28 protein-coding genes, 5 tRNA genes and 1 pseudogene are annotated in these 24,504 nt (G+C 34.9%); 11 read left to right on the top strand and 23 right to left on the bottom strand.

Translation table 11 applies throughout. From position 1 onward, the window contains the following. Position 1: 1 nt before the first annotated feature. From CSUIS_RS00690 to tig, 15 genes and pseudogenes are all read right to left on the bottom strand, one after another. Positions 2-1,582 (bottom strand): annotated as a pseudogene (locus tag CSUIS_RS00690) (type I restriction-modification system subunit M). A gap of 182 nt (positions 1,583-1,764) precedes the next feature. Continuing rightward, positions 1,765-2,502: a carbonic anhydrase gene (locus CSUIS_RS00685; RefSeq protein ID WP_086296726.1), complete on the bottom strand. Its 738-nt coding sequence runs from the start codon at positions 2,500-2,502 to the stop codon at positions 1,765-1,767. A gap of 445 nt (positions 2,503-2,947) precedes the next feature. Next, positions 2,948-3,032, bottom strand: a tRNA-Leu gene (locus CSUIS_RS00680). 8 nt (positions 3,033-3,040) lie between these two features. Then, positions 3,041-3,117 (bottom strand) — tRNA-Arg (locus CSUIS_RS00675). 28 nt (positions 3,118-3,145) lie between these two features. Further along, positions 3,146-3,222 (bottom strand) — tRNA-Arg (locus CSUIS_RS00670). An 18-nt stretch (positions 3,223-3,240) separates the two neighbouring features. Continuing rightward, a tRNA-His gene (locus CSUIS_RS00665) sits at positions 3,241-3,317 on the bottom strand. A 4-nt stretch (positions 3,318-3,321) separates the two neighbouring features. After that, positions 3,322-3,399, bottom strand: a tRNA-Pro gene (locus CSUIS_RS00660). Between the two features lie 106 nt (positions 3,400-3,505). Further along, positions 3,506-4,222 carry a TerC family protein gene (locus CSUIS_RS00655; RefSeq protein ID WP_086237093.1) on the bottom strand — a complete coding sequence of 239 codons (717 nt, stop codon included), beginning with the start codon at positions 4,220-4,222 and terminating at the stop codon, positions 3,506-3,508. Beyond that, positions 4,222-4,800, bottom strand: a complete 579-nt coding sequence (purN, locus tag CSUIS_RS00650; protein ID WP_086296725.1) for a phosphoribosylglycinamide formyltransferase — start codon at positions 4,798-4,800, stop codon at positions 4,222-4,224. The genes CSUIS_RS00655 and purN overlap by 1 nt, the downstream gene beginning before the upstream one ends. Beyond that, positions 4,791-6,176 (bottom strand): NAD(P)H-hydrate dehydratase, encoded by a 1,386-nt coding sequence (locus CSUIS_RS00645; RefSeq protein ID WP_086296724.1) that lies wholly within the window; start codon positions 6,174-6,176, stop codon positions 4,791-4,793. Before CSUIS_RS00645 ends, purN begins: the two co-directional genes overlap by 10 nt. Next, the gene (locus tag CSUIS_RS00640; RefSeq protein ID WP_086296723.1) at positions 6,173-7,687 is read right to left on the bottom strand and encodes a YifB family Mg chelatase-like AAA ATPase; all 1,515 of its coding nucleotides are present in this window, start codon (positions 7,685-7,687) and stop codon (positions 6,173-6,175) included. Before CSUIS_RS00640 ends, CSUIS_RS00645 begins: the two co-directional genes overlap by 4 nt. Then, positions 7,684-8,202, bottom strand: a complete 519-nt coding sequence (gene def / locus CSUIS_RS00635) for a peptide deformylase (RefSeq protein WP_086237097.1) — start codon at positions 8,200-8,202, stop codon at positions 7,684-7,686. The genes CSUIS_RS00640 and def overlap by 4 nt, the downstream gene beginning before the upstream one ends. A 1-nt stretch (position 8,203) precedes the next feature. After that, complete coding sequence (locus CSUIS_RS00630; RefSeq protein WP_086296722.1) at positions 8,204-9,265, bottom strand: GGDEF domain-containing protein; 1,062 nt, start codon at positions 9,263-9,265, stop codon at positions 8,204-8,206. 16 nt (positions 9,266-9,281) lie between these two features. Then, positions 9,282-9,866 carry an ATP-dependent Clp endopeptidase proteolytic subunit ClpP gene (clpP, locus tag CSUIS_RS00625; protein ID WP_180380051.1) on the bottom strand — a complete coding sequence of 195 codons (585 nt, stop codon included), beginning with the start codon at positions 9,864-9,866 and terminating at the stop codon, positions 9,282-9,284. Continuing rightward, positions 9,863-11,161 (bottom strand): trigger factor, encoded by a 1,299-nt coding sequence (tig, locus tag CSUIS_RS00620; protein ID WP_086296721.1) that lies wholly within the window; start codon positions 11,159-11,161, stop codon positions 9,863-9,865. The genes clpP and tig overlap by 4 nt, the downstream gene beginning before the upstream one ends. A 149-nt stretch (positions 11,162-11,310) precedes the next feature. Between tig and folE the strand changes: the two genes are divergently transcribed. From folE to CSUIS_RS00585, 7 genes are all read left to right on the top strand, one after another. Further along, positions 11,311-11,880, top strand: a complete 570-nt coding sequence (gene folE, locus CSUIS_RS00615) for a GTP cyclohydrolase I FolE (RefSeq protein WP_418228996.1) — start codon at positions 11,311-11,313, stop codon at positions 11,878-11,880. Further along, positions 11,877-13,196 carry a flagellar protein export ATPase FliI gene (fliI, locus tag CSUIS_RS00610; RefSeq protein WP_086296719.1) on the top strand — a complete coding sequence of 440 codons (1,320 nt, stop codon included), beginning with the start codon at positions 11,877-11,879 and terminating at the stop codon, positions 13,194-13,196. The genes folE and fliI overlap by 4 nt, the downstream gene beginning before the upstream one ends. Before the next feature lie 98 nt (positions 13,197-13,294). Then, positions 13,295-14,044 carry a DUF4198 domain-containing protein gene (locus CSUIS_RS00605; protein WP_086296718.1) on the top strand — a complete coding sequence of 250 codons (750 nt, stop codon included), beginning with the start codon at positions 13,295-13,297 and terminating at the stop codon, positions 14,042-14,044. Further along, on the top strand, positions 14,044-14,646 hold the full coding sequence (gene cbiM, locus CSUIS_RS00600; RefSeq protein ID WP_086296717.1) for a cobalt transporter CbiM: 603 nt from the start codon (positions 14,044-14,046) through the stop codon (positions 14,644-14,646). The genes CSUIS_RS00605 and cbiM overlap by 1 nt, the downstream gene beginning before the upstream one ends. After that, the gene (locus tag CSUIS_RS00595; protein WP_086296716.1) at positions 14,643-15,044 is read left to right on the top strand and encodes a hypothetical protein; all 402 of its coding nucleotides are present in this window, start codon (positions 14,643-14,645) and stop codon (positions 15,042-15,044) included. Before cbiM ends, CSUIS_RS00595 begins: the two co-directional genes overlap by 4 nt. After that, on the top strand, positions 15,041-15,694 hold the full coding sequence (locus CSUIS_RS00590; RefSeq protein WP_086296715.1) for a CbiQ family ECF transporter T component: 654 nt from the start codon (positions 15,041-15,043) through the stop codon (positions 15,692-15,694). Before CSUIS_RS00595 ends, CSUIS_RS00590 begins: the two co-directional genes overlap by 4 nt. After that, the gene (locus tag CSUIS_RS00585) at positions 15,691-16,344 is read left to right on the top strand and encodes an energy-coupling factor ABC transporter ATP-binding protein (protein WP_086296714.1); all 654 of its coding nucleotides are present in this window, start codon (positions 15,691-15,693) and stop codon (positions 16,342-16,344) included. Before CSUIS_RS00590 ends, CSUIS_RS00585 begins: the two co-directional genes overlap by 4 nt. A 12-nt stretch (positions 16,345-16,356) precedes the next feature. Here the strand turns inward: CSUIS_RS00585 and CSUIS_RS00580 are convergent, their stop codons facing one another. Beyond that, positions 16,357-16,545, bottom strand: a complete 189-nt coding sequence (locus CSUIS_RS00580; RefSeq protein WP_086296713.1) for a YgaP family membrane protein — start codon at positions 16,543-16,545, stop codon at positions 16,357-16,359. Positions 16,546-16,652: 107 nt separating this feature from the next. Beyond that, positions 16,653-16,964: a hypothetical protein gene (locus tag CSUIS_RS00575; protein WP_086296712.1), complete on the bottom strand. Its 312-nt coding sequence runs from the start codon at positions 16,962-16,964 to the stop codon at positions 16,653-16,655. A gap of 303 nt (positions 16,965-17,267) precedes the next feature. Here CSUIS_RS00575 and CSUIS_RS00570 point away from each other — a divergent pair, with 303 nt between their 5' ends. From CSUIS_RS00570 to CSUIS_RS00555, 4 genes are read left to right on the top strand one after another with little or no spacing between them, the layout of a single operon-like run. Next, positions 17,268-17,468, top strand: a complete 201-nt coding sequence (locus tag CSUIS_RS00570) for a hypothetical protein (protein ID WP_086296711.1) — start codon at positions 17,268-17,270, stop codon at positions 17,466-17,468. Positions 17,469-17,481: 13 nt separating this feature from the next. Beyond that, positions 17,482-18,399 (top strand): hypothetical protein, encoded by a 918-nt coding sequence (locus CSUIS_RS00565; RefSeq protein ID WP_086296710.1) that lies wholly within the window; start codon positions 17,482-17,484, stop codon positions 18,397-18,399. A gap of 27 nt (positions 18,400-18,426) precedes the next feature. After that, positions 18,427-18,636: a hypothetical protein gene (locus CSUIS_RS00560; protein WP_086296709.1), complete on the top strand. Its 210-nt coding sequence runs from the start codon at positions 18,427-18,429 to the stop codon at positions 18,634-18,636. Between the two features lie 6 nt (positions 18,637-18,642). Further along, on the top strand, positions 18,643-19,563 hold the full coding sequence (locus tag CSUIS_RS00555; RefSeq protein WP_086296708.1) for a hypothetical protein: 921 nt from the start codon (positions 18,643-18,645) through the stop codon (positions 19,561-19,563). Between the two features lie 7 nt (positions 19,564-19,570). Here CSUIS_RS00555 and CSUIS_RS00550 read toward each other — a convergent pair whose 3' ends face one another. The 6 genes from CSUIS_RS00550 to recA are packed head-to-tail and all read right to left on the bottom strand — an operon-like array spanning position 19,571 to position 24,496. Next, the gene (locus tag CSUIS_RS00550; protein WP_086296707.1) at positions 19,571-20,632 is read right to left on the bottom strand and encodes an ATP-binding protein; all 1,062 of its coding nucleotides are present in this window, start codon (positions 20,630-20,632) and stop codon (positions 19,571-19,573) included. Beyond that, positions 20,629-21,198 (bottom strand): ribonuclease HII, encoded by a 570-nt coding sequence (locus tag CSUIS_RS00545; protein ID WP_086296706.1) that lies wholly within the window; start codon positions 21,196-21,198, stop codon positions 20,629-20,631. Before CSUIS_RS00545 ends, CSUIS_RS00550 begins: the two co-directional genes overlap by 4 nt. 29 nt (positions 21,199-21,227) lie before the next feature. Then, positions 21,228-21,938: an AMIN domain-containing protein gene (locus CSUIS_RS00540; protein ID WP_086296705.1), complete on the bottom strand. Its 711-nt coding sequence runs from the start codon at positions 21,936-21,938 to the stop codon at positions 21,228-21,230. A gap of 7 nt (positions 21,939-21,945) precedes the next feature. Next, on the bottom strand, positions 21,946-22,215 hold the full coding sequence (locus tag CSUIS_RS00535) for a hypothetical protein (RefSeq protein ID WP_086296704.1): 270 nt from the start codon (positions 22,213-22,215) through the stop codon (positions 21,946-21,948). Next, positions 22,212-23,462: a phosphopyruvate hydratase gene (gene eno / locus CSUIS_RS00530; RefSeq protein WP_086296703.1), complete on the bottom strand. Its 1,251-nt coding sequence runs from the start codon at positions 23,460-23,462 to the stop codon at positions 22,212-22,214. The genes CSUIS_RS00535 and eno overlap by 4 nt, the downstream gene beginning before the upstream one ends. After that, complete coding sequence (gene recA / locus CSUIS_RS00525) at positions 23,462-24,496, bottom strand: recombinase RecA (protein ID WP_086237123.1); 1,035 nt, start codon at positions 24,494-24,496, stop codon at positions 23,462-23,464. Before recA ends, eno begins: the two co-directional genes overlap by 1 nt. Between the last annotated feature and the right edge of the window lie 8 nt (positions 24,497-24,504).

Raw genomic sequence — 24,504 nt, 5'->3', positions numbered from 1 at the left:
ATTACACCCTTATTTCTGAAATAATTTTATTTATTTCTTCACGAAGTTTATTCTCTCTAGCTACTATTTCATCGATTTGTTTATTAAGCTTTACTATATCTATTTTTTCTCTTGTATCTTCTTGTTCTACATAGGTTGAAACTGATAGATTATAATCATTTTGTGCTATTTCTTTATTTGAAACTAATTTTGCGATATATTCAATATCTTCTCTATTTTCAAACATTTTAATAATATTATTTATATTATCATCAGTTAATCTATTATTATTAGTTACTTTGACGCACTCTTTGGAAGCGTTTATAAAGAGTGTGCTATTGTCTTTTTTGCCCTTTTTTAATACCATTATACAAGTTGCTATACTTGTCCCAAAAAAGAGATTATCAGGTAGTTGAATAATTGAGTCAATAAAATTATTATCTATTAAATACCTTCTTATTTTTTGCTCTGCTCCACCTCTGTATAAAATACCAGGGAAACATACTATCGAAGCTGTGCCATTAGCTGCTAGCCAAGAAAGTGAATGCATTATAAAAGCAAAATCCGCTTTTGACTTAGGCGCTAAAACTCCAGCGGGAGAGTATCTTGGGTCATTTATCAAAATGGCATTATCATCTCCAGCCCATTTAATCGAATATGGCGGATTAGATACTATCACCTCAAATGGCTCATCATCCCAGTGTTTAGGCATGGTCAAAGTATCTTCGCAAGCTATGTTAAATTTGTCATAACCAATATCGTGTAAAAACATATTAATTCTACAAAGATTATATGTAGTTAAATTTATCTCTTGACCATAAAAACCATTTCTTACATTATCTTTTCCTAAAATTTTCGCCGATTTTAATAATAATGAGCCAGACCCACAAGCAGGGTCATAAACTTTATTTACTGATGTTTTACCCACAATGGCAAGTCTTGTAAGTAATTCGCTAACTTCTTGTGGTGTGTAGAATTCTCCGCCTGATTTACCAGCATTTGATGCATACATTAACATTAAAAACTCATAGGCGTCCCCAAATGCGTCTATATCGTTATCTTGATAGTTTCCTAAATCAAGTCCATTAATTCCTTCTAATATTTTTATTAATCTTTCATTTCTTTTAGCAACTGTGGGACCTAGCTTATTACTATTAACATCTATATCATCAAATAGTCCAGAAAAGTCATCTTCGCTCTCTGCGCCTTTAGCGGAGTTTTCAATATTATTAAATATTCTCTCAAGTGTTTCATTTAAATTTTCATCATCTTTTGCTTTTTTACCACATTACAAAATAACTCTGATGGGAGAATAAAAAACCCCTTTTCTTTTACAAGATTATCCCTTTCAAGCTTGGCATCGCTATCTTTTAATTTAGCATAATCAAAAGTAGTATCTCCTGCTTTTCTCTCCCCTTCATTTATATAGTTTGTTATATTTTCTGATATATCTATAAAACATAATGCCTAATACATACTGCTTAAAATCCCATCCATCGACTGAACCCCTTAAATCATCTGCGATAGACCATATCGCTTTATGTATCTCTTCTCTTTTGTGGTTGCTTGCCATTTTGATTGCCTTTAAATTTGATTTTTTGATAGCGTTTTTGGATTTGTATTATATATTTTCATTAATTAAAATACAATATTTTAATATAATTTTACTATAAATAAATACAAATTTAATCAAAATATTTGCTAATCTTGCCACTTAAGATACTAACATATCTTAAAAGTGGCTTGGAAGCGGCTTGGAAAGGCTTAAAAGCGGCTGCGAATCTATTATTTAGATATTTCTAGGATTTTGCGACCATTTATAGCTTGGGTTGGGCGGTTGTTTTGACCTATTATATCGGTAAAAAATTTAATCTGATCATCTGAAGCAAAGGCGTTATCTTTGTTTATTAGCCAAATCACCCCTTCAGAACATGGCGGCGTAGTGAGTGAGCCATCAAGCTTGATATAGCTTTGAAGATTTTTAACCAGGTCGCTTATAGCTAAATTCGCTAGTTTTTTAGACTCTCCAGCCTTGATGGGCGACCAAATCTGTTTAATCACAGGATTTTCATCTCCTTTATCAAACATAATGGCTAATACTAAAAGCTCTCCATCACTAGCCTTATGAACTAAATGAGCCACCATAGGATAGTGCTTTTTATTAAAAGTATATTCTGATGGGGTGTGAAAGTGTATCTGTAAAAGCTCAAATTTTTTATTTTGAAATGCTATGGTGCTACCTGGATTGAAATTCACTTGTAAAGTGTGTCCGTTATTGATAAGCTCTTTTGGGCTATTTTTATAGTCAAATATAGGTTTTTGTAGCGTAGATTTAGTAGTTTGAGTAATATCAATCGGCGATTGATTTTTCCCATATTTACAAGCGTGAAATTCATCCGCTAACTCTCCCCAATGCTCTGGCGATCCATCACCGCTATAACCCCAATGTGGCGTATAGTTATGAGTGTTAGAAGCGCTAGCACTAACCAAAAAACCAAAAAACAAAATAGCGAAAAATCTCATAATTTCTCCTTAGGCAAAAAACCAAATTAATATAATTTAAGTTAATTATATAATTAAGGTTATTTCGTAAAAATGTCAGCAATTATACTTGTATTAATCATAAATTATTCTTAATATTCCCATTTTTATGCGTGGCAAATTTAATTGATTTGAATTTGGCTTAATCTAGCATAAATTTGCTATTTTGCATATTTTGATTTTATCGCTATTGAAAGCTTTGAGTGGATTTTAAACTAAATTTAAAATGATTTTTGGAAAGAATTAGAAATTTGAGAATTTATATCTAATTATTAGCTTTTAGCCTTGTGGTAGGAGCGTGATAGCTTTTAGTTAGCTAAATTTATATAGATAAAGGTGAAAATAATATCAAATGGAAGCTAAAATTAATGCTAAAGTGCGTTTTAATGAGTTTTAATAATTTGTGAAAGCTTAAGAAAAAGGGGAATGGTGCGGACGAGAGGACTTGAACCTCCACACCGTAAGGCACCAGATCCTAAGTCTGGCGTGTCTGCCAATTTCACCACGTCCGCAGAATAAATGGTACGCCCAAGAGGATTCGAACCTCTGGCCTACGGCTTAGAAGGCCGTTGCTCTATCCAGCTGAGCTATGAGCGCATAAGAAACTCAGCTCTTATATTCAAAGTGGTGCGCCAGGTAGGACTCGAACCCACAACCTACAGATCCGAAGTCTGTCGCTCTATCCAATTGAGCTACAAGCGCGATCTTGCCACACATAAATGGGGTGAGTGATGGGAATCGAACCCACGACCCTCAGGACCACAATCTGATGCTCTAACCGACTGAGCTACACTCACCACATGGTCGGGGTGAAAGGATTCGAACCTTCGGCCCCTTGGTCCCAAACCAAGTGCGCTAACCAGACTGCGCTACACCCCGAAGTATAGTCTCGCTACTTCAAATAAAGAGCTGAAATTATATAAAAAAAACAACTATTTGTCAATTAAAGTTGGCTTAAATTTAATAAAATTTAAAAATTTATAATTTAACCATTTTGCTTTTTTCTACTATATAGATTAATCATCTCTACAACCAAAGAAAACGCCATAGCAAAATATATATACCCTTTTGGTATATGAAATTCCAATCCCTCTGCCACTAATGCTATGCCAATTAAAATTAAAAAAGCAAGCGCTAAGACTTTGATTGTTGGATTTGATTCAACAAATCTACTAATAGCCCCACTAGCTAGTAGCATTACTCCAACAGCCAAAATCACCGCTAAAATCATAATCTCTATATGATCTGCCATGCCAACAGCAGTAATTACACTATCAAGTGAAAATACAATATCAAGTATAGCAATCTGCGTAATAACCATCATAAATCCAGCTCCAGCCTTGCTACTAGCCATCTCTTGCTCCTCCCCTATCGTGTGAGAGTGTAGCTCAAGCGTGGATTTCGCTATCAAAAATAGCCCACCAGCGATCAAGACAATATCCCTCCCAGAGATCTCTTGCCCCATTAGAGCAAAAAGTGGGGTTGTCAGCTTCATAATCCAAAAAAGACTCAAAAGCAATAAAATTCTAGTTATCATAGCAAGTCCAAGCCCTGCTATCCTTGCTTTATCTCTTTGATAAGCCGGAAGCTTGCCACATAAAATAGCTATAAAAATGATATTATCAATCCCTAAAACTATCTCAAGTGCAGTTAGCGTCATCAGGCTAATCCAAGCTTCAGGCATATAGATCCACTCAAGCATTATTTTCCTTTAGCTAAAATTTCAATAATTGTCTTTGGTAAAAGCTTATGCTCGATTTTATGAATTTTCTCCTCCCACTCTTTTAGGCTTTTATGCTTTCTAGCAAAGCTCTTTTGAGCTATTATCTCTCCAGAATCTAGCTGAGAACTTACCCAATGCACACTCACGCCGCCTATTTTCATATCGCTATTATAACTCTGGCTAATCGCATTAGCACCCTTAAATAGTGGCAATATGCTTGGATGGAGATTAATAGCTTTGATATTATCTGTAAATACAGGAGTTAAAATTCGCATAAATCCAGCCAAAACGCTCAAATCAATATCGTATTTTTTGATCTCATCTACTAATGCTTGGTCAAATTCCTCCCTACTATCATAATCTCTATGATTAATCACAATGGTCTCAAGACCAAATTTTTTAGCCCTTTTAATCCCTTTGGCATTTGGGTTATTACAGATTAATAGCGCTACTTTAATCTTAACTCCATTAAAAATCTTATTGTGAATTTTTTCTAAAATGGCTTGGAGATTTGAGCCACTTCCACTAAATAAAACTGCGATATTCTTTACAACCATGCTAATCCTTCTATAATATCATTTGGGGTAAAACTATAATCATTCCCTTTATAAATTTGAGCTGATTTTTGGTGGGCTAAAACCCCATTTATAGCCGCTTTTAGTGGGCTAAATTTATTAGCTAAATAAGCTAAAATAATCCCAGATAACGCATCGCCACTACCGCCAACTGCAAGTTTAGCGCTACCTTGTGGAGCGACATAAAGCACCCCATCTTTAGCTATTATCACATTAGCGCCTTTTAGCACCAAAATAGATGGAAATTTAGAGCTAAACTCCCTAGCTAATTTAAAGCGATTATTTTGAATTTCATCTACGCTAAACTCGCCTATCTCACACAGCCTAAGCAAGGAGCTAAACTCCTTTGGGTGTGGGGTCAAAATGGCTAACTTGCTCATAGCAAAATCCCTAATCCACGGCTGATAAAACGCATCTGCATCAACTACACATAGCCTATTAATAAGCTTACTAAAATCAAAACTAGCCCCACCAAGCCCCATGCCAAAGGCTATAGCATCAGCCCCATCAAAGCTATTTTTAAGCATAATTTGTGGGTCTAAATTTAAGCTATTTTGAGTTAAATTTACCACGCTCACCCTACCAACCCCCATCTTTAAAGCTGAGCTTGCCGCTATCTTCGAAGCACCGCTCATATCTCCACAAGCGATAAATGCATGACCAAAATCACCTTTGCTTACATTTTTTAAAGCCCTATTAGGTAGCTCTAAATCATCTAAAAGCACGAGATAATCGCTATTACCATAGCTAAATTTACTCTCATTTAATCCCAAATTCGCTTGGATTATCTCTCCAGCAAAATCCTTAGCCATATCAGAGTAAAGCCCAAGCTTTAGCACCCCCATACAGATGGTAAAATCAGCTTTAAAAACCTGACTAGCCACACCAAAATTGCTAACCCCACTAGGCATATCGACGGCTATTTTAAGGGCATTTAAGCCATTTATCTGCCCTATTAAATTAGCAATTTTAGGCTCCATCTCACCCCTAAATCCACTACCAAAAATCCCATCTACCACGCAATCAAATTTGCTAAAATCACACTCAAAATCCAAAAGCTCAACGCCAACATTTTTAGCTATATTTAGCTGGATTTTTGCGTTATGATTTAGATCATCTTTTAGTAAAAGGGCGTAGCACTCATACTCACCACTAAGTATTCTAAGAGCGGCTATAGCGTCACTTGCGTTATTTCCTTTACCGCAAATTGCTAAGATTTTGCTACCCAATTTCACCCTTTGACGCACCGCATCAGCTACAGCCCTAGCGGCATTTTCTTGTAATACAAGCTCGCTAATTCCTAGATTATCCACAGCATTTTTATCGAATTTATCTGAGTCAATATAAAGCCTTTTCATCTTTTCATCCTATAGCTCAAACTCTCCATTATATCAGCTTTTGATATGGTATCACAGTTGCGTAAATCAGCAATTGTCCTAGCGACTTTTAGGGTTTTATTTATCCCTCTTTGGCTAAGATTATAGCTAGAAATTGCCTTGTTTAAAACCTCTTTTGCTTGGCTTTCTAAAATGCAAAATTTAGCTATATCACCATCGTTTAATTTGCCATTTAGTTCGCTTTGACCTCTGTTAATCTGATTTTTAAAGGCATTTAGCACCATATCGCTCATTTGCTTTGAGCTTAAAGTAGCCTCATCAAATTCGCTAATCTCACCCATCGCACAATATATATCAATACGATCTAAAATAGGCCCAGATATGGTATTTTGGTATTTGGCAATCTCTTTATCGCTACAAATACAAGTGCTATTTTTACTAAATAAATTGCCACAAGGGCATGGATTCATAGCTGCTACAAATAGAAATTTAGTATCATAGCTAACTTTAGAATTTACCCTTGAAATATTGATTTTATAATCCTCCAAAGGCTCTCTAAGGCTTTCTAAAATTTGTTTGCCAAAGTGTGGAAACTCATCAAAAAACAGCACTCCACCATTGGCTAAAGCTACCTCTCCGATCCTTGCCATACCGCTTCCGCCGCCAAAAATTGAGCTTCTAGTGCTTGTGTGGTGCGGACTTCTAAAAGATCTAACCGTGCTAAAATCGCTATTATTTGAATTTAAAGATTCATACGCACTAGCTAGTAATATCTCTTCTAAACTCTGAGGCGGCATAATGTATGGCAAACGCTTTGCGCTCATACTCTTGCCACACCCTGGGCTTCCTTCAAATAAAATATTATGCATTCCAGCTGCTGCGATAACACTAGCTCGTTTGGCTCTTTCTTGACCTTTAATATCGATAAAATCAAGCTTATAATTTAAATTTGGGACAAATTTGCGCCCCGAAATCTCTATCACATTATCAAAAATCGGATGAGCGGCTTTCACCTTGCAACTCTGTCTAAACTCATCATTTAAGAAAAAATCCCTAGCTTGAGCTAGATTTTCAACTGCGTAAATTTCAAAATTTGGTATCATCGCAGCTTTTAGAGCTATATCTTTTGGGAGTAAAATCTTAGCACAATCCACTTGAGTGCTAAGAAATAATAGTATCGAAAATAGCTCCGCTGAGCTTCTAAGCCTTCCATCAAGCCCAAGCTCACCAAAGACAAAATAATCACTATCAAATCGCTCCTTTTGTAATAAAACCAAAAGAGCAATTGCTAAATCAAAATATGAGCCATCCTTTTTAACATCGCTTGGACTTAAATTTATGATGATTTTCATAGCTGGAAGACTAAAGTCTTTAAGAGCAGAAAGTGCGGATTTGACCCGTGTGACCGCCTCTTTGATAGTCACACTAGCAAGACCAACGATCTCAAATCCAGGCAAAGCCCTAAGGAGAGTGGATTCTATATCAATTATATGTAGTTTAGAGCCTAAACAAGCACATTTTAAGGATTTCATAGCGGTTTGCGTTTTGGCTTTTTCTTATACTCTTTATCAAATTTTTTACGCTTATTAAAGCCAATTTTCTCTATAAATAGATGCCCGTCCAAATGGTCGTTTTCATGCTGAAGTGCCACGGCTAGCAAGCCATCAGCTTCGATAATGTGATGGTTGCCAAATCTATCTTGATACTCCACAACCACACTAGCAGCCCTTTTGACCTCCTCATAGTATCCAGGCACACTCAAGCAGCCCTCTTGATAGAGCTGTTCGCCATCTTTTTTGATAAATTTTGGATTGATTATCTCTAATAGATCGGCTTTATCTTGGATATCCTTATCATTTACTAGATTAATAATCAAAGCTCTAATCGGCCGGCCTACTTGTATCGCAGCTAGACCAATTCCGCTTTTAGCGATCATCGTATCATACATATTATCCAAAAATTCGCCAAGCTGAGTATCAAATTTATCCACCTCAACACTAAGCTCAAAAAGCCTTTTATCAGGATATTCTAAAACTTCTAAAACCATATCACGCCTCTACGCTCTCAAAGAGCTTAACACCCTTAGCACTCTTAGGAAGTGCATCAAGAAGTGCTGAGAGTATCTCTTCTATACTACTATCTGGATTGATAGCTCCAACTGCGATCTCCATATCCATATCTAGCTCATCTTCACCCATAAAAAATGTAGTTTGATATAGCAATTCAGCCACCCTTTGAGCAGCCTTTTTAGCACTTTCTAAGTCTGTGTGTTTCATCACCATAGCAAAACATCCATCCCCATAGTGTGCGACTATATCGCTTCTTCTTGAGGTTTTTAATAAAATTTTGGCTATATTTCTTAAAATTCCATTTTTATCTTTTATGCTTGGGATCGCATTTAAAACCTTATCTTTAACGCGAATTAGCATTATGCTAACATTATATTTATAGCGTTTGACATCATCAAATTCATCATATAGGATTTTTAATAGATATTTTTTGTTATAAACTTCAAATTTAGAGTCATAAATAGAGTTATCCTCTACATTTTTAAAGATTTTATCCACCTCTTCATAACTAGCTCTAATAGCGTTTATATGGCGATCCATTAAGATATTTAGCTTCTCAAGTTCTAGCCCAAAGGCCTTTATGCTTCCTTGGACTTCAAGTGGATTTGCATTTGAGTTCATCTCGCTTAAACGCTTTTTAGCTATGCCTTTCATAATTCCTAAATTTTTGTATATCAGCGATATTAATTGCATCATAGAGCGAATTTGAGCAAATCCAGTTTTAATATCCTTTTCTATTAGAGCTTGGCGATCAAGCTTATCTTCTTTGCTAAAATCTAGTAGCTCTAAAACTTTCTTTTGAAAATTTGCCGGTTTATTCTCTAATAGCTTTCTAAAATATATATCAAAATTATCAGGTGTTGGCTGGATATTCTCAGCAAGTAGCTGTTTTAAGACAGATGATGAAAATTTATTTAAATCTACATTCTCATCTTGAGTACTTGGGACACTTGGACGAGGTGCAGCTGGCTTAGCCGGTGCACCATTAGATATAGTGGTAGTCTCCTTTATAGCTGCCTTATCTTCATCTAGTTTAACCATCACAACACCTTAAATTCTATTTAAAACTTTTTGTCAAAATTGTATCAACAATGCCATACTCTACTGCTTCAGTAGCACTCATAAAAAAATCCCTATCTGTATCTTTTATTATTTTTGCTAGTTTTTGGCCTGTATTTTTAGCCAAGATAGCATTTAAATTCTCTTTTATTCTTAAGATCTCTTTAGTCCTAATCTCCATATCCGTAGCTTGACCTTGCGCTCCACCTAATGGCTGATGTATCATAACTCTAGCATTTGGTAAGATATATCTCTTGCCTTTTGCTCCACTACTAAGCAAAAATGACCCCATACTAGCAGCCTGTCCGATACAGATGGTGCAAACATCAGGCTTGATATAATTCATCGTATCATATATACTCATTCCGCTAGTTACTACTCCGCCTGGGCTATTTATATATAGATATATATCTTTATCTGGATCTTGTGCTTCTAAAAATAGAAGTTGAGCCACGATAGCACTAGCCATGCGATCTTCGATCTCATCAGTTAGCATAATTATGCGATCTTTAAGTAAGCGAGAGTATATATCGTAGCTTCTCTCGCCTTTGCCATCATTTTCTATTACATAAGGTATCATTATTTATTCTCAGCTTTTTTGTTAAATAGATCTGAGAACAATTTCTCTTCTATTAAAGCCATTTTCACAGCTGGGATCATGCCTTGTTTTTTGTAATTTTCTAAGTGCTCTTTTGGATCTGCGCCATATCTATAAGCTTCAAAATATATTGTCTGTAAAATTTCATTATCAGCTACATTTATATTTCTTACCTTTGCTAACTCATCTATGATAAATGTTAGTTTAACGCTATTTAAAGCATCATCTCTATATTTTGCTCTTTGAGCCTCTAGCGCTTTTGGATCTTCTTGGAATTGCTTACGCTCTTCATCGCTAAAGCTCATCCAATTATTTCTAAATTGCATATCGATCTCTTGCTCTACTATATTATTTGGCAAGTCAAAGCTAAATTTCTCCACAGCTGCTTTAGCAAAATTTGGTTTTAGCTCATCTGATACTAATTTAGCTAATTTTTCAGCTTTAATCTGATCGCTTATACGATCTTCTAATAGTTTAGCGGTTGGATTTTCTTCATTTGGCAAAATTTTCTTTAGAGTTTCTTCATCTAATTTTGGAGTCTCTTTGACTTGAATTTCATGTAATTTTACTTTAAATACCGCCGCTTTACCAGCAAGGTGAGCCGCACCATACTCAGCTGGGAATGTAACATTGATATCTCTTTCTTCGCCAACTTTTAAACCGATCATACCATCTTCAAATCCTGGGATAAACTGACCGCTACCAATCTCAAGGACATAACCCTCTGCCTTACCACCTTCAAAGGTCTCCCCATCTACAAAGCCCTCAAAATCGAATTTAGCAAAGTCGCCCTTTTCTAAACTATCTTTCTCTACCTTTTTAAGCGGAGCTAACATATTTAAAATTTCATCTATTTTCGCATCAATTTCGCTCTTTTGCACCTTTGGCTCTTCAAAGCTTGGGATAAGCTCTTCATATCCAGTTATATCTACACTTGGGCGAAATGAAATTTCAACTTCAACATCTATATTTCCATCTTTTTCATCAAATTTAAGCACCCTTGGTTCAGATATTATATCTGCGTCTGATTTATTAACTAATCTTACAAATTCGCTGATAAAATCCCTATAAAGCTCGCCACGAGCGTCATTTTGTAGATCTTTGCCATATCTTTTGATAATTTCAGCTACTGGCACCTTACCAGGACGAAATCCATCTATTTTTACATTTTTAGCTGATTTTTGTGCTAATTTTTCTACTTTTTGTTTTATTTCATCTGCTTTTAAAGTCGTTGTCGCAGTAGCATTTACTGAATTTGTAAGTTTAGCATTAACTTCCATTATTTTCCTTTTGACAAAAATTTAGCGTGTAATATATCAAAATTTTGCTTTATTTAAGTATAAATTATTAAATTTATTTGCTCTCAAGTCAAATTATTGTAAAATCACGCAAAATTTTTTTAAGGTAAATTATGTTTGATAAGAGCAAAATGGCTGAATTTGAAGATTGCGTCAAAAAAATGCTTCAAATCATAGGAGAAGACCCAAATAGAGATGGGCTTATAAACACTCCAAAAAGAGTAGCAAAAGCCTATGAATTCATTACTCAAGGCTATAATCAAAGCCCGCTTGAGATTTTAGGCGATGCTATGTTTGAAAGTAGCAATAATGAGATGGTGCTAATAAAAGATATCGAATTTTACAGCATTTGCGAGCACCACTTGCTACCTATAATTGGTAGAGTTCATGTAGCCTATATCCCAAATGGCAAGGTAGTAGGGCTAAGCAAAATTCCAAGAATGGTAAATATCTACGCTAGAAGACTTCAAATTCAAGAGCAGATGACAGAGCAGATCGCTCAAGCCTTACAAGAAGCCATAAATCCAAAAGGCGTAGGCGTCGTAGTAGAAGCAAGGCATATGTGTATGGAGATGAGAGGGGTAGAAAAGATCAATTCAGTTACTACCACTTCAGCACTTCGTGGCTCATTTATCAAAAATCCAGAGACGAGAAAAGAGTTTTTCGATCTCATAAATTCACCAAAATCGGTTAAATTTTGAGCCTAAAAAATATCCAAAATCGCCTTGCTAAAAAGATAAATCTATCTAGCATTTTTGGCATAATAACAAAAATTAACGCCAATAATATTGAAATTTCAGGTCTTCGCCCAAGCATTGGCGATATAGTTAGGATTGCTAGCATAGATAGCGATAAAAACGAGCTAGGAATGATAACTGGACTAAATCAAAATGGTGCTAGCGTTAGTCCGTTTGGCTTCGTAGAAGGGTTTAAGGTTGGAGATAGAGTCTATGCAAGTGATCAAGGTATGAATATCCCTGTAGGCGAGGCTTTGCTTGGTAGAGTAGTAGATCCATTTATGAATCCAAAAGATGGTAAAGGCGCTATAGAGTGCTTTGATTTCATACCTATAATGCGAGCTCCAATTCCTGCTATGAAGCGTGGGCTAATTGATGAGAAATTTAGCGTTGGGATTAAGAGTATTGATGGGCTTTTGACCTGTGGAAAGGGGCAAAAAGTCGGGATATTTGCCGGATCTGGCGTGGGTAAATCCACCTTAATGGGAATGATAGTAAGAAACACCACAGCCCCTATAAAGGTAATAGCGTTGATTGGTGAGCGTGGCAGGGAGGTTCCTGAGTTTATCCAAAAAAATTTAGGCGGAGATCTAACCAACACTATAATAATAGTAGCCACAAGCGATGATAGCTCTTTGATGAGAAAATATGGTGCATTTTGCGCTATGAGCGTGGCTGAATACTTCAAAGATCAAGGCAAAGATGTGCTATTTATGATGGATAGCGTCACTAGATTTGCTATGGCACAGCGTGAAATCGGTCTAGCACTAGGTGAGCCACCAACCTCAAAGGGCTATCCGCCAAGCGCTCTTACGCTCCTTCCGCAACTAATGGAAAGAGCAGGAAAAGAAGATGGCAAAGGCTCTATCACGGCATTTTTCACGGTTTTAGTAGAAGGCGATGATATGAGCGATCCCATTGCTGATCAAAGTCGCTCAATCCTAGATGGACATATAGTTTTAAGTAGAGAATTAACTGATTTTGGGATATATCCACCCATAAATATTCTAAATTCAGCAAGTCGTGTAATGAGCGATGTCATCACCAAAGAGCATAAGCAAAATGCTAATAAATTTAAAAGGCTATTTTCTATGCTTAAAGAAAATGAGGTTTTAATCCGCATTGGAGCCTATCAGAAGGGCGTAGATAAGGAGCTTGACTACGCTATTAGCAAAAAGGGTGCTATGGAGGATTTTATAAAACAAAATCCAGATGAAGGGGTGGAATTTGACAAAACTATAGATATGCTATCTAAAATAGTTGGCACTCAAAATCCATAACATAAATTTATATTAAATTTATGTTAAATAATTAAGTAAAATTAAAGAAAAAAAGTAGCATAATTATAAGCAATATTTTTCAAAAAAAAGGGTAATAAATGAATTTAAAATCACTATTTGTAGTTGCAGGAGTTGCGTGTGCGGCGTTGGCTCACTTTGGGGTGGTTATCCCATCAAATTCAACCATAGATGACCAAGAACAAGCCAAAGAGATAATCACATATAAATTCACTCATCCATTTGAAGGTATGATGATGAACTTAGATAAGCCAGTTGAGGCTGGGGTTTTTACTAATGGTAAAAAAGAGATTTTTTCGAATTTAATAGAGAAAAAAGATGGCAAAATGAGCTATTATGAAACTTCATATAGCATTAAAGAGCCTGGCGTTTATCAATTTTATATGGATCCAAAGCCATATTTTGAACCAGCTGAGAGTGTATTTATAAGACATATAACCAAAACTATAGTAGATGCCTACGGATATAATGATGGTTGGGATGAGCCAATAGGGTTAAAAACAGAGATTATACCACTTACTAGACCTTATGGACTTTATAAGGGAAATATCTTTTCAGGCAAGGTTTTATATAAAGGAAAACCGGCTAAAAATACAATTGTTGAGATTGAGTATTTAAATACAAAAGGGCTAAAAGCCCCAGGAGATGACTATATAACTCAAGAGGTTAAGACAAATGAGCTTGGGGAATTTAGCTTTGCTATGCCACTTGCTGGATGGTGGGGATTTTCTGCTTTAAATGAAGATGATAAAAAGATCAAAAAAGATGGCAAAGAGTATCCAGTAGAGATTGGGGCGGTAATTTGGGTAGAGACTAAGGATTATGAATAATGCATATTAGCGAAGGCGTTTTAAAGCCTGAAATCATAATCCCATCTAGCGTTGTAGCTGGGGTTTTGGTGGTATATCTTTTGTATAGATTAAACTACAAAGATATCCCTAAAATCGCTTGTATGAGTGCGATATTTTTTATAGCTTCTTTTATTCATGTTCCACTTGGCCCTACTTCGATACACTTGATATTAGGGGGTTTAGTTGGGGCTTTTTTAGGCGTGAATGCCTTGCTTGCGATATTTGCTGGGCTTTTGCTTCAAGCTTTATTTTTTGGATATGGTGGGATTAGCGTTTTGGGGGTAAATTTACTTATGTTAGCCTTGCCGTCGATACTTGGTAGGTATTTTGTAAAATTATCACTAAAAGAGTGTAAATATCAAAAAATATACCAACCAATATGCTGGTTTTTAGTAGGATTTATCTCGCTTTTAGGCTCAGCACTGATTTTAAGCGGTGTTTTGGTTTTAAATGGTAAGGAATTTTATGCTATAGCTAGTGTTGCCTTAGCGTCAAATTTGGTTTTGATGATGGTAGAAGGTATAATAAGCTTGTTTGCTATAGGCTTTATTTATAAGGTAAATAGGGGGTTATTAAATTGAAAACAATAGCTTTAATACTCTTGTTTTTCGCCACTTTAAATGCTCACTCTTTGAAGGTTTTTGCTGATATTGATGGTGATTTTGTCGTTATCAAAAGCTATTTTTATGGAAATTCGCCTTGTAAAGGTTGCAGAGTCGATATAATCAAAGATAAAAAAGTAATACAAAATACCACAACAGATGAAAATGGAGTCGCTAGAGTTAAGTTATTAGCAAATGAATTTGAGATTTTAGTTGATGGATCTTTAGCTCATGAGAGGAAAATTACATTTACTACAGATAAAGAGATCATAGAAAACAAAGAAGATAGCACTTTAATATATATTTTAAAAATAGTTGGCTCTATAGCTGGTATTATCATATTTTTTGGGTTTTTGTATTTTATAAAAAGAAGATGATAAATCCATCCATATCGCTACTTTGTTTTTTTATTTTTAGCTTTTTTCTAGCACTTAGCGGGGAGATTTATTTGACACATTTGTTGCCAATTATTTTTCTAAGCTTAATTAAATTTAGATATTTTTTTGAGATTTTAAAACGGCTATTTTTTCTAAATTTATTTATAATTTTAGTCGCTTTAAGCGTGATTTTATCGGATAATTATCATTTAGCACTGCTTATATTTATCCGTTCGAATTTGATTATTTTATTTGGGCTTTTGCTATTTCATAAAATGGATTTTTACGATATGGCTTTTGGTATATCACGCCTTGGTCTTGGGAGCAAGATCAGCTATCTATTTTATTTTTGTATTAGATTTATACAGATAGCGAAGATGGATTTTTATAAATTTAAACGCACTTTAAAGGCTAGAAATTTTAGCCATACAACCTCGATTTTTGCTTATCAAACATATGCTAATTTGGTCGCAATGCTATTTTTAGGTGCGTTTGAAAAATCACAAATACTAGAAAAAACCATGCAAATAAGGGGATTTAATGGCAAATTTTACAAGCTTGAAAATAGCTTAAAATTTGGATTTTATGATATTTTACTTATAATTTTACTCTTAATCTCGCTAATTTTCAAACAAGGAGTTTTGATTTGAGCTGTTCTGTAACTTTGAAAAATGTAAAAGCCAAAATTGGCGATAAAATTTTATTTGAAAATCTAAATTTAAATCTCTCTCATAAAGAAAAGATCGCCATAATAGGTCAAAATGGCTGCGGCAAATCAACTCTCCTTGAGATAATAGGCGGTCTTAAAATGCCTTTAGAAGGTAGCGTGGAGATATTTCACGAACCTATGAAAAGCTTAGATGATTTTAGAAAATATAGAAATTTACTTGGATTTTTATTTCAAAATAGTGATGATCAATTTATCGCTCCAAGTGTAATTGAAGATGTGGCTTTTAGCCTTTTAGCAAAGGGGGCAAGCAATGATGAAGCTAGAAAACGAGCTGAGTTTATGCTTGGTGAGCTTGGGATTTTACACCTTAAAAATGAGATAGTTTTTTATCTCTCTGGCGGTCAAAAGAAGCTTGTAGCCTTAGCTGGAGTTTTGATAGCTCAGCCTAAAATCCTTTTGCTTGATGAGCCAACGACTGCGCTTGATTATGAAATGCAAATAAAGGTAGCAAATATCCTTGAGAGTTTGGATATAGCTCAAATCATCGTTTCACACGATAAGGAGTTTATAAATAAGGTAGTTGATAAGGTCTATTTTTTGACTAAAGATGGGCTAAATCTAGAAGCTTAGCCCATCTTAAATTTATTGATTATTTTTCTTAAATGGGCAGCTTTGTTTGCCTAATATCCTATATATAGGACAAAAGCCTACTAATCCAGTTATAAGCGGCACAAGACCGAGCAAAGCCCACCAACTAGCATAGAAATACCATACTCCAGCTATTATCAAAATGCCTACTATAACTCTTAAAATTCTCTCAAATTTACACATATTTTCTCCTTAAATTTTTATAATTATAGCTAAATTTTAAAATTATATCTGTGATTATGTTACATTTATTAAAATTATAAATTTATATAAGCCCCTTAAATAGGGACTTAAACATATATATCAAGCTTTAGATATGTTCTTGAGTAGCTTATATCAATTCCATCAAAACTACTACTATCTACAGCAGATTGGCTAGTTTGGGTAGATTGTGTATCTGTAGAGCTGGTATCTGTGTTACTATTTGTAGCATTGATACTAAGCTCTTCTTTGGTATATTCTATGCTTAAAAGCTTTTTTTGCTCCTCTTTTTGTCTAGCTATTTGCTTTTCTAACTCTATTTGAGCAAAGTCTAAAGCGGGTTTGCCAACAAATTTAAGAGTGGTATCAATGAGCTTTCCGCAAACATCTACAAGAGCCATATTCGCCTACCAATTACAAATTCTAAAAGCAGATGACGCTAGAAAACTTAAGAAAAAAATAATTTTTCTCATACCAAATTCTCCATTTTTGAAATTCGAGTATATTGGAATACTCTTAGATTTAAGCATCGGCAATATTATAGATTAATTTATATTTTTTATGCTTTAAAAGATTATTTTACTATTAGTTGTGTAAATTCGTAACATATATTAGAATAATTGTGAAAAATATGGAAACAAATATAATATTTTTGTAAAATTTCTGCTATGATTATCTAAAAAATATAATCAAAGGAGTTAATTATGAGAAAAATTATTTTTCTATCGGTTGTGGTTGCTAATTTTTCATTTGGTGGGACGCTGTATAATGACTATTATAATAAGGTTATAAAACCATATAATAATAACTATAATGCTAATACAAACTCACAAACTTATCATCAAAGTATATATTCTAATGCGTTTTGTGCGTGGTATGGGTGCTTAAGTAATCATAAAAAATAACAAAGGGTATTCCTTGATAAAAAGATCTGAATTTAGCTTTAGCGGATATGAAAAGGTAGCTAGTAGTAGCGTTTTCTCACTCCAAAAACAAGCCATAAATAGCAGAAGTGATACTGAGCTATCCAAGCTTGATAATAGTATAGACAGCATGACTAGCACAAAGATTAAAGTAAATTTTAATGAGAGTGCTTTTAAAAATCAAGTATATTTTAAAGATAATACAAGTGGAGAGTATATAAAAATAGGTCTTAGTGATGAGAATTTAAATAAGCTTAAAAGTGTATTTGATACGAAAGATTTTTTTAGCAGAGATGATGGCTCAACTATCTTAAATGGTAAGGCTGAGAGCTTTGTAGGGGGATGGTTTGGGGATATTGCTTATAAAAGGGGATATTTAGAAGCTGATAGTAATAGCGATGGATTTATGAGTAGCGTAGAGCTTATGGATACATATTCGGGGTTTATGTCAGAAGGAGTATATTCTATGACTATCAAGGCAGACATCGCCACAAATATAGAAGGATATATAAAATTTGATAAAAACTTTACACAAAAACACTCCACTATGGTAAAAGAGAATAAATACACAAGCGATACAATAGAAAAAGAGCTAAATAGAACGCTAAATAGTGATAAAAATAGCGATGGAAATATAACTTATGGGGAGGTTATGAATAAAGATGAGCACGAGCAAGATGTAATTGATCAAATAAATTTTTTAGAAGGGTATGAGCTAGATCTAAGTGTAGATGAAGCTGATAATAGAGTTGTTATAGCATATAACAAGCAAAGATCTGGTAGCACTTTAACCCCTGAAGAAAAAGCACTCTTATCTAAGGCTGGATTATTACAAGATGATAAGCTGATTAATTTAAGCTCAGTTATAGAAAATATAAGTGCTAATATAACCAAAGTGGATTTTAGAGTGTGATTGATATTTTATAAACAGGAGTTAATTATGAGAAAAATTATTTTTCTATCAGTTGTGATTGCTAATTTTTTATTTGCTGGGACGCTGTATAATGACTATTATAATAAGGTTATAGAACCATATAATAATAACTATAATGCTAATACAAACTCACAAACTTATCATCAAAGTATATATTCTAATGCGTTTTGTGCGTGGTATGGGTGCATTGCTGGAAGCTGGGCTAATAAAAGGTAGTTTAATATGGATAAATTAAAATTTAACCACTTTGGATATGAGAGCATAGCTGGTATAAGTATGTTCTCACTCCAAAAACAAGCCATAAATAGCAGAAGTGATACTGAGCTATCCAAGCTTGATAATAGTATAGACAGCATGACTAGCACAAAGATTAAAGTAAATTTTAATGAGAGTGCTTTTAAAAATCAAGTATATTTTAAAGATAATACAAGTGGAGAGTATATAAAAATAGGTCTTAGTGATGAGAATTTAAATAAGCTTAAAAGTGTATTTGATACGAAAGATTTTTTTAGCAGAGATGATGGCTCAACTATCTTAAATGGTAAGGCTGAGAGCTTTGTAGGGGGATGGTTTGGGGATATTGCTTATAAAAGGGGATATTTAGAAGCTGATAGTAATAGCGATGGATTTATGAGTAGCGTAGAGCTTATGGATACATATTCGGGGTTTGGCTCTGAAGGTAGCTACTATTTAGGAACTATGAAAGCAATAGCCGATGGAGCTAGCGGCTATACACAATATACTAAAGAATTCCAAAATAGACACTCAACAATGTCTAATAATAACAAATACACAAGCGATACAATAGAAAAAGAGCTAAATAGAACGCTAAATAGTGATAAAAATAGCAATGGCAAGTTAAGCTATGGCGAATTAATAAACAAAAAAGAGCACAAAGAAGATGTAGATGATGTAATAAACTATATACTAAAAGAAAAACAAAATATAAATTTAAGCGTAGATGAAGCTGATAATAGAGTTGTTATAGCATATAACAAACAAAGATCTGGTAGCACTTTAACCCCTGAAGAAAAAGCACTATTATCTAAGGCTGGATTATTACAAGATGATAAACTGATTAATTTAAGCTCAGTTATAGAAAATATAAGTGCTAATATAGCCAAAGTGGATTTTAGAGTGTGATTAAGGCCTAATGTAGCCACACAGCCCACTGCCAAAACGGCATTATATTGTATGTGATTTTATCAAATTTCACAATCTGACTTTGCGAATTTGATATTATATCTACCCTTTTTAGCCCAAGCTCATTACAATAATTACTTAGCTTTTTAGCTTTTAAAACTGCAAGCTCAAACGGTAAAAACGGCAAAACCAAAATCCCCAAATTCATATCTGGAATGATAAAATCAAGATAATTGCTATATTTTATCTCTTTTTTTAGCTTTAAGAGTTCGCAAAATACCATATTTGCTATTATCGCCTTAGGATCTTTATGTAAATTTAACGCCGTCTTTAACGCAAAATCGCTAAAATACACCCTTTTTAAATTACTATTTTCATCTATATTATAAATAGTTTTTATAATATTTTGATCTTTAAGATCTAAAATATTTTGATACAGCTTATCCTTGCTAAGCTTCATATGCGATTTTAAGGATTTATAAATTTTAAATATATTTAGTGGCTGATGTATGTAATTAGCTATATTTGCTAAGATTTTGGCATTCAACTCCCCTTTTGAGGCTTTTATATGCTTTTGTAAAAACGCTCCAATCTCAAATTCGCTTAAAAATGGACTAAAAGCTAGATTTCCACGATTTAAAAAGTGGCTAAAAAGCGTTTTAGCATCATAATTTTTACGATAAAATAGTATGAATTCTTCATAATCTAACCCAAATATCTCAAGCTCATCAAGCCCATCTATATGAAGTGAGTTTAAATCAGTAGAGACAATAATATTATCGCAATTTGGCAAGATAGGTGGCTCTTTTACATTTTCAATCGCTACTGCATTTATGCCATTAGCCTTAATAAACTCATCAAGATTTTGCTCCACGCCAAAGCTTCTTACATCATCAAGATCGATATACAAAAACTTCTCAAATTTGCTTAAATGGTTTAAAATAAGTGAGCTTTTTCCGCTACCATTAACGCCTTTTAATAGGGTTTTTGGGCTTTCGATTTTGATTTTTCGCTCTAAAAACTCTCTTGATTTTGGCGGATTTTGATACAAAAACTCTAAAATACTCAAATTTTATCTCCAAAAAGAGAGCTTTGAAGGGCTTTTGGCTTAAAGCTTAGTCTAGTCAATTCATTTGAGCCATATTTTCTAAGTGCTTCTATATGAGCCTTGACCCCATAACCCTTATGCTTAGCATAGCCAAAATTTGGATATAAATAATCAAAAGATCGCATTTGCATATCTCTACTAACCTTAGCAATGATACTAGCAGCACTAACTTCGGGCACCTTCGCATCTGCTTTGACTATGGTTGTAATCCCTTTAATCCCGTAATCACAATTCCCATCATAGATTATCTTGTGATCTTTAAAGTGAAATTTAATCACCATTAACGCTTGTCTTAAACAATTGCTAAGCCCTATTTCATCTATAATTTTATTGTTAAAATATATGGTTATAAATTCGCATTTTTCAACCAAATTTAGATATATTTTCTTCCTTGCTTTAGGAGTTAGCTTCTTAGAATCTTTTAAGCCAAGCTCACTTGTATCGCCATTAAAAGCACACCCACAAACCACTAACTCACCAGCTAAAGCACCCCTACCAGCCTCATCAACACCGCAAATATTAACCATAAATTTCTTTAATCAACTGCCTTTAAGCCTTATCTAAGTGTCAAAGTATATCCATTGCCACTTTGTCTTATGGCATAATAGTAATTACCATCTAAAAACAGAACAACCCTATAATATCCCTTGTGGGCTCCTATTGTGGCTTTTTTTAGTGGGCCTTTGTCGATTTTTATAGTTTTTGTGGTAAAATCGCTACTTCTGCTAAAATCCATAACGATTTTATCAGGCTTATTAATGATAAAATCCCTTATCATCTCATCACTGCTAATAATCTCAATTTTTGAGTTGAAAATATCAAATTTGATAAAATCCATAAACGAAACGCTTTTTAGCGGTGGCTCTATCTTTGGCGAAACGCTAAGTGGCTTTGGTGCTGCTTGTTTAGCCACAGCTTGTTTGGTCTGCTCATCAGTAGTAGTTACAGACACATCAAGGGCTGGGGTAGCCTGAGTAGTTACTGGCGATTGCGATGAGATGATTATATCATCATGCCAGTCAAAACTCGCATTAATATCAACTATTTTTTGCTTAATGCTACCATCTATAGATTTATAGCTAAAAGTCGCACTCACTAGCTCCCTAGCATCGCTTGGGAATTTAGCAATTACTCTATCTAGTTTTGGAGCATTTTCGCTAACATTTGTTGAGTCTAGCGTAGTAACATTAATATCATCAGGAACAAACGGATTTTCTCTAGCTAATAAAGCTATAGCACAACTTGCTATTAATATAATTTTTTTCATTTGACACTCACTTATAGCTATCTGGATCTAGTCCAATTAGCTCAAAATACTCTTTTTGTAGAGCTGAATTTAGCTCTTGATACTTCTTGACTTCATTATCTAAGGTGGCTTTTTGCTTTTTTAAGTCGTATAATACAGCTGCTGAGCGACTTCCAAAAAAGACATTACCAACATAAATTGCAAATATTATAGTGGCAAATATCAGCAAGGAGTATGCGATAACCCTTCTAAATGAACTTGGCTTCTTATACTCCAGCTCGGCTAAAATAGGATTCAAATCCCATCACCTACATACTCTCTTGTTTCGCACCCAATCTCAAGTAGGCGATTATATTTTGCATTTCTCTCGCTTCTACTTGTTGCGCCTGTTTTGATCTGACCTGTATTTAACGCCACAGCAAAATCAGCTATAAAGCTATCTTCACTCTCGCCACTTCTATGGCTCATTATACATCTATAGCCATTTCTTTGAGCTAGACGCACTGTTTGCATAGTTTGGCTTACTGTGCCAATCTGATTTGGTTTTATAAGCACTGCATTTGCTATGCCTTTTATAATTCCCTCTTTTAGAATTTTCTCATTTGTTACAAATAGATCATCACCAACAAGCTGAACTCTATCTCCAAGTCTATCAGTTAGTAGCTTCCAGCCCTCCCAATCATCTTCGCTAAGTCCATCTTCGATTGAAAATATCGGATATTTTTGGCACAATTTTTCGTATTTATCCACCATCTCTTGACTTGTAAATTCCTTGCCTTCAAGCTTATAAACCTTGCCATCATATAGCTCACTAGCTGCGACATCTAAAGCTAGTTTTATCTGCTCATTTGGTTTATATCCAGCTTTTAATATAGCTTGTATTATTAGCTCTAGTGGCTCTTCATTATCTTTTAAATTTGGAGCAAATCCGCCCTCATCGCCAACAGCCGTGCTATGGCCTACATCATTTAATAGCTTTTTTAGAGTTTGGTATATCTCAGCTGCTGCCCTAAGCGCATCGCTAAAGCTAGAAAATCCAAATGGCATAATCATAAATTCTTGAAAATCCACGCTATTATTAGCATGAGCTCCACCATTTATGATATTAAACATCGGCACAGGAAGAATAGAAGCATTAGCCCCACCAAGATACCTATATAGCGGAAGTTTGCTTGAATTTGCCGCCGCTCTAGCTACTGCCATGGATACGCCAAGAGCTGCGTTAGCACCGATTTTACTAAAATTATCAGTGCCATCTAGTGCGATCAGAGCATCATCAATCGCCTTTTGATTTAACGCATCCTTACCACAAAGCTCTTCTGCTATCATTGAATTTACATTTTTAATAGCCTTTAAAACACCCTTACCACCATATGCTTCTCCGCCATCTCTAAGCTCTAAGGCCTCCCTTTTACCTGTGCTAGCACCACTTGGGACTACTGCTGAGCCTGTGCTTCCATCGCATAGCGTTACAAAGGCTTTAATCGTAGGATTTCCACGACTATCTAAAACTTCTATAGCTTTTACTTCTTTAATTACTGGCATTACTCTTCCTCACTTTCATTTTCATCATCTGCACTACTCATCATACTATCGCCTAGATTTTCACGGATTTTAGCGGTGATCTCATCAGCGATATTTAAATTCTCTTTTAAAAACGCCTTAGCATTCTCTCTACCTTGACCAATTTTCGTGCTTTCATAGCTAAACCAAGCACCGCTTTTATCGATTATATCAAGCTTAACACCATAATCTACAATCTCGCCTTCCTTGCTTATGCCCTCGCCAAACATTATATCAAATTCAGCCACCTTAAATGGCGGTGCGACCTTGTTTTTTACTACTTTTACTTTTACTCGGTTTCCTATAGGCTCATCACTTTGCTTAAGCGTAGCGACCTTACGCACATCAAGGCGGACTGAGGCGTAAAATTTAAGCGCATTACCGCCAGTTGTAGTCTCAGGTGTGCCATATCCCATGGCTCCTATTTTCATACGAATTTGGTTGATAAATACAACCGTAGTTCCCATTTTATGGACGATACCAGTAAGCTTTCTTAAGGCTTGGCTCATTAGCCTTGCTTGAAGGCCGACATGCTGATCCCCCATATCGCCTTCTATCTCGCTTTTTGGCGTGAGCGCTGCAACGCTATCAACTATGATTAGATCCACCGCTCCACTTCTAGCTAGGGTCTCTACTATATCAAGGGCTTGCTCGCCAAAATCTGGCTGAGATATATATAAATTATCTGTATCAATACCTAAATTTTTAGCATATTTGACATCAAGAGCGTGCTCTGCATCTACAAAGGCACAAACTCCACCATTTTTTTGACACTCAGCTATCAAATGTAAAGTAAGAGTAGTCTTACCAGAGCTTTCAGGGCCATAAATTTCTATAATTCTACCTTTTGGCACCCCACCAATACCAAGAGCGATATCAAGCCCAATCGATCCTGTGCTAATACTATCAATAGGCTCAATCTCCTTATCTCCTAGCCTTAAAATAGTGCCTTTACCAAAGGCCTTATCAATCTGCTTAAGAGCTAAATCAAGGCTTTTTTTCTTATTTTCGTCCATAATTTTCC

This window comes from Campylobacter porcelli (assembly GCF_002139855.1).
Classification (GTDB): Bacteria; Campylobacterota; Campylobacteria; order Campylobacterales; family Campylobacteraceae; genus Campylobacter; species Campylobacter porcelli.
This window is presented reverse-complemented; position numbering and strand designations above follow the sequence as displayed.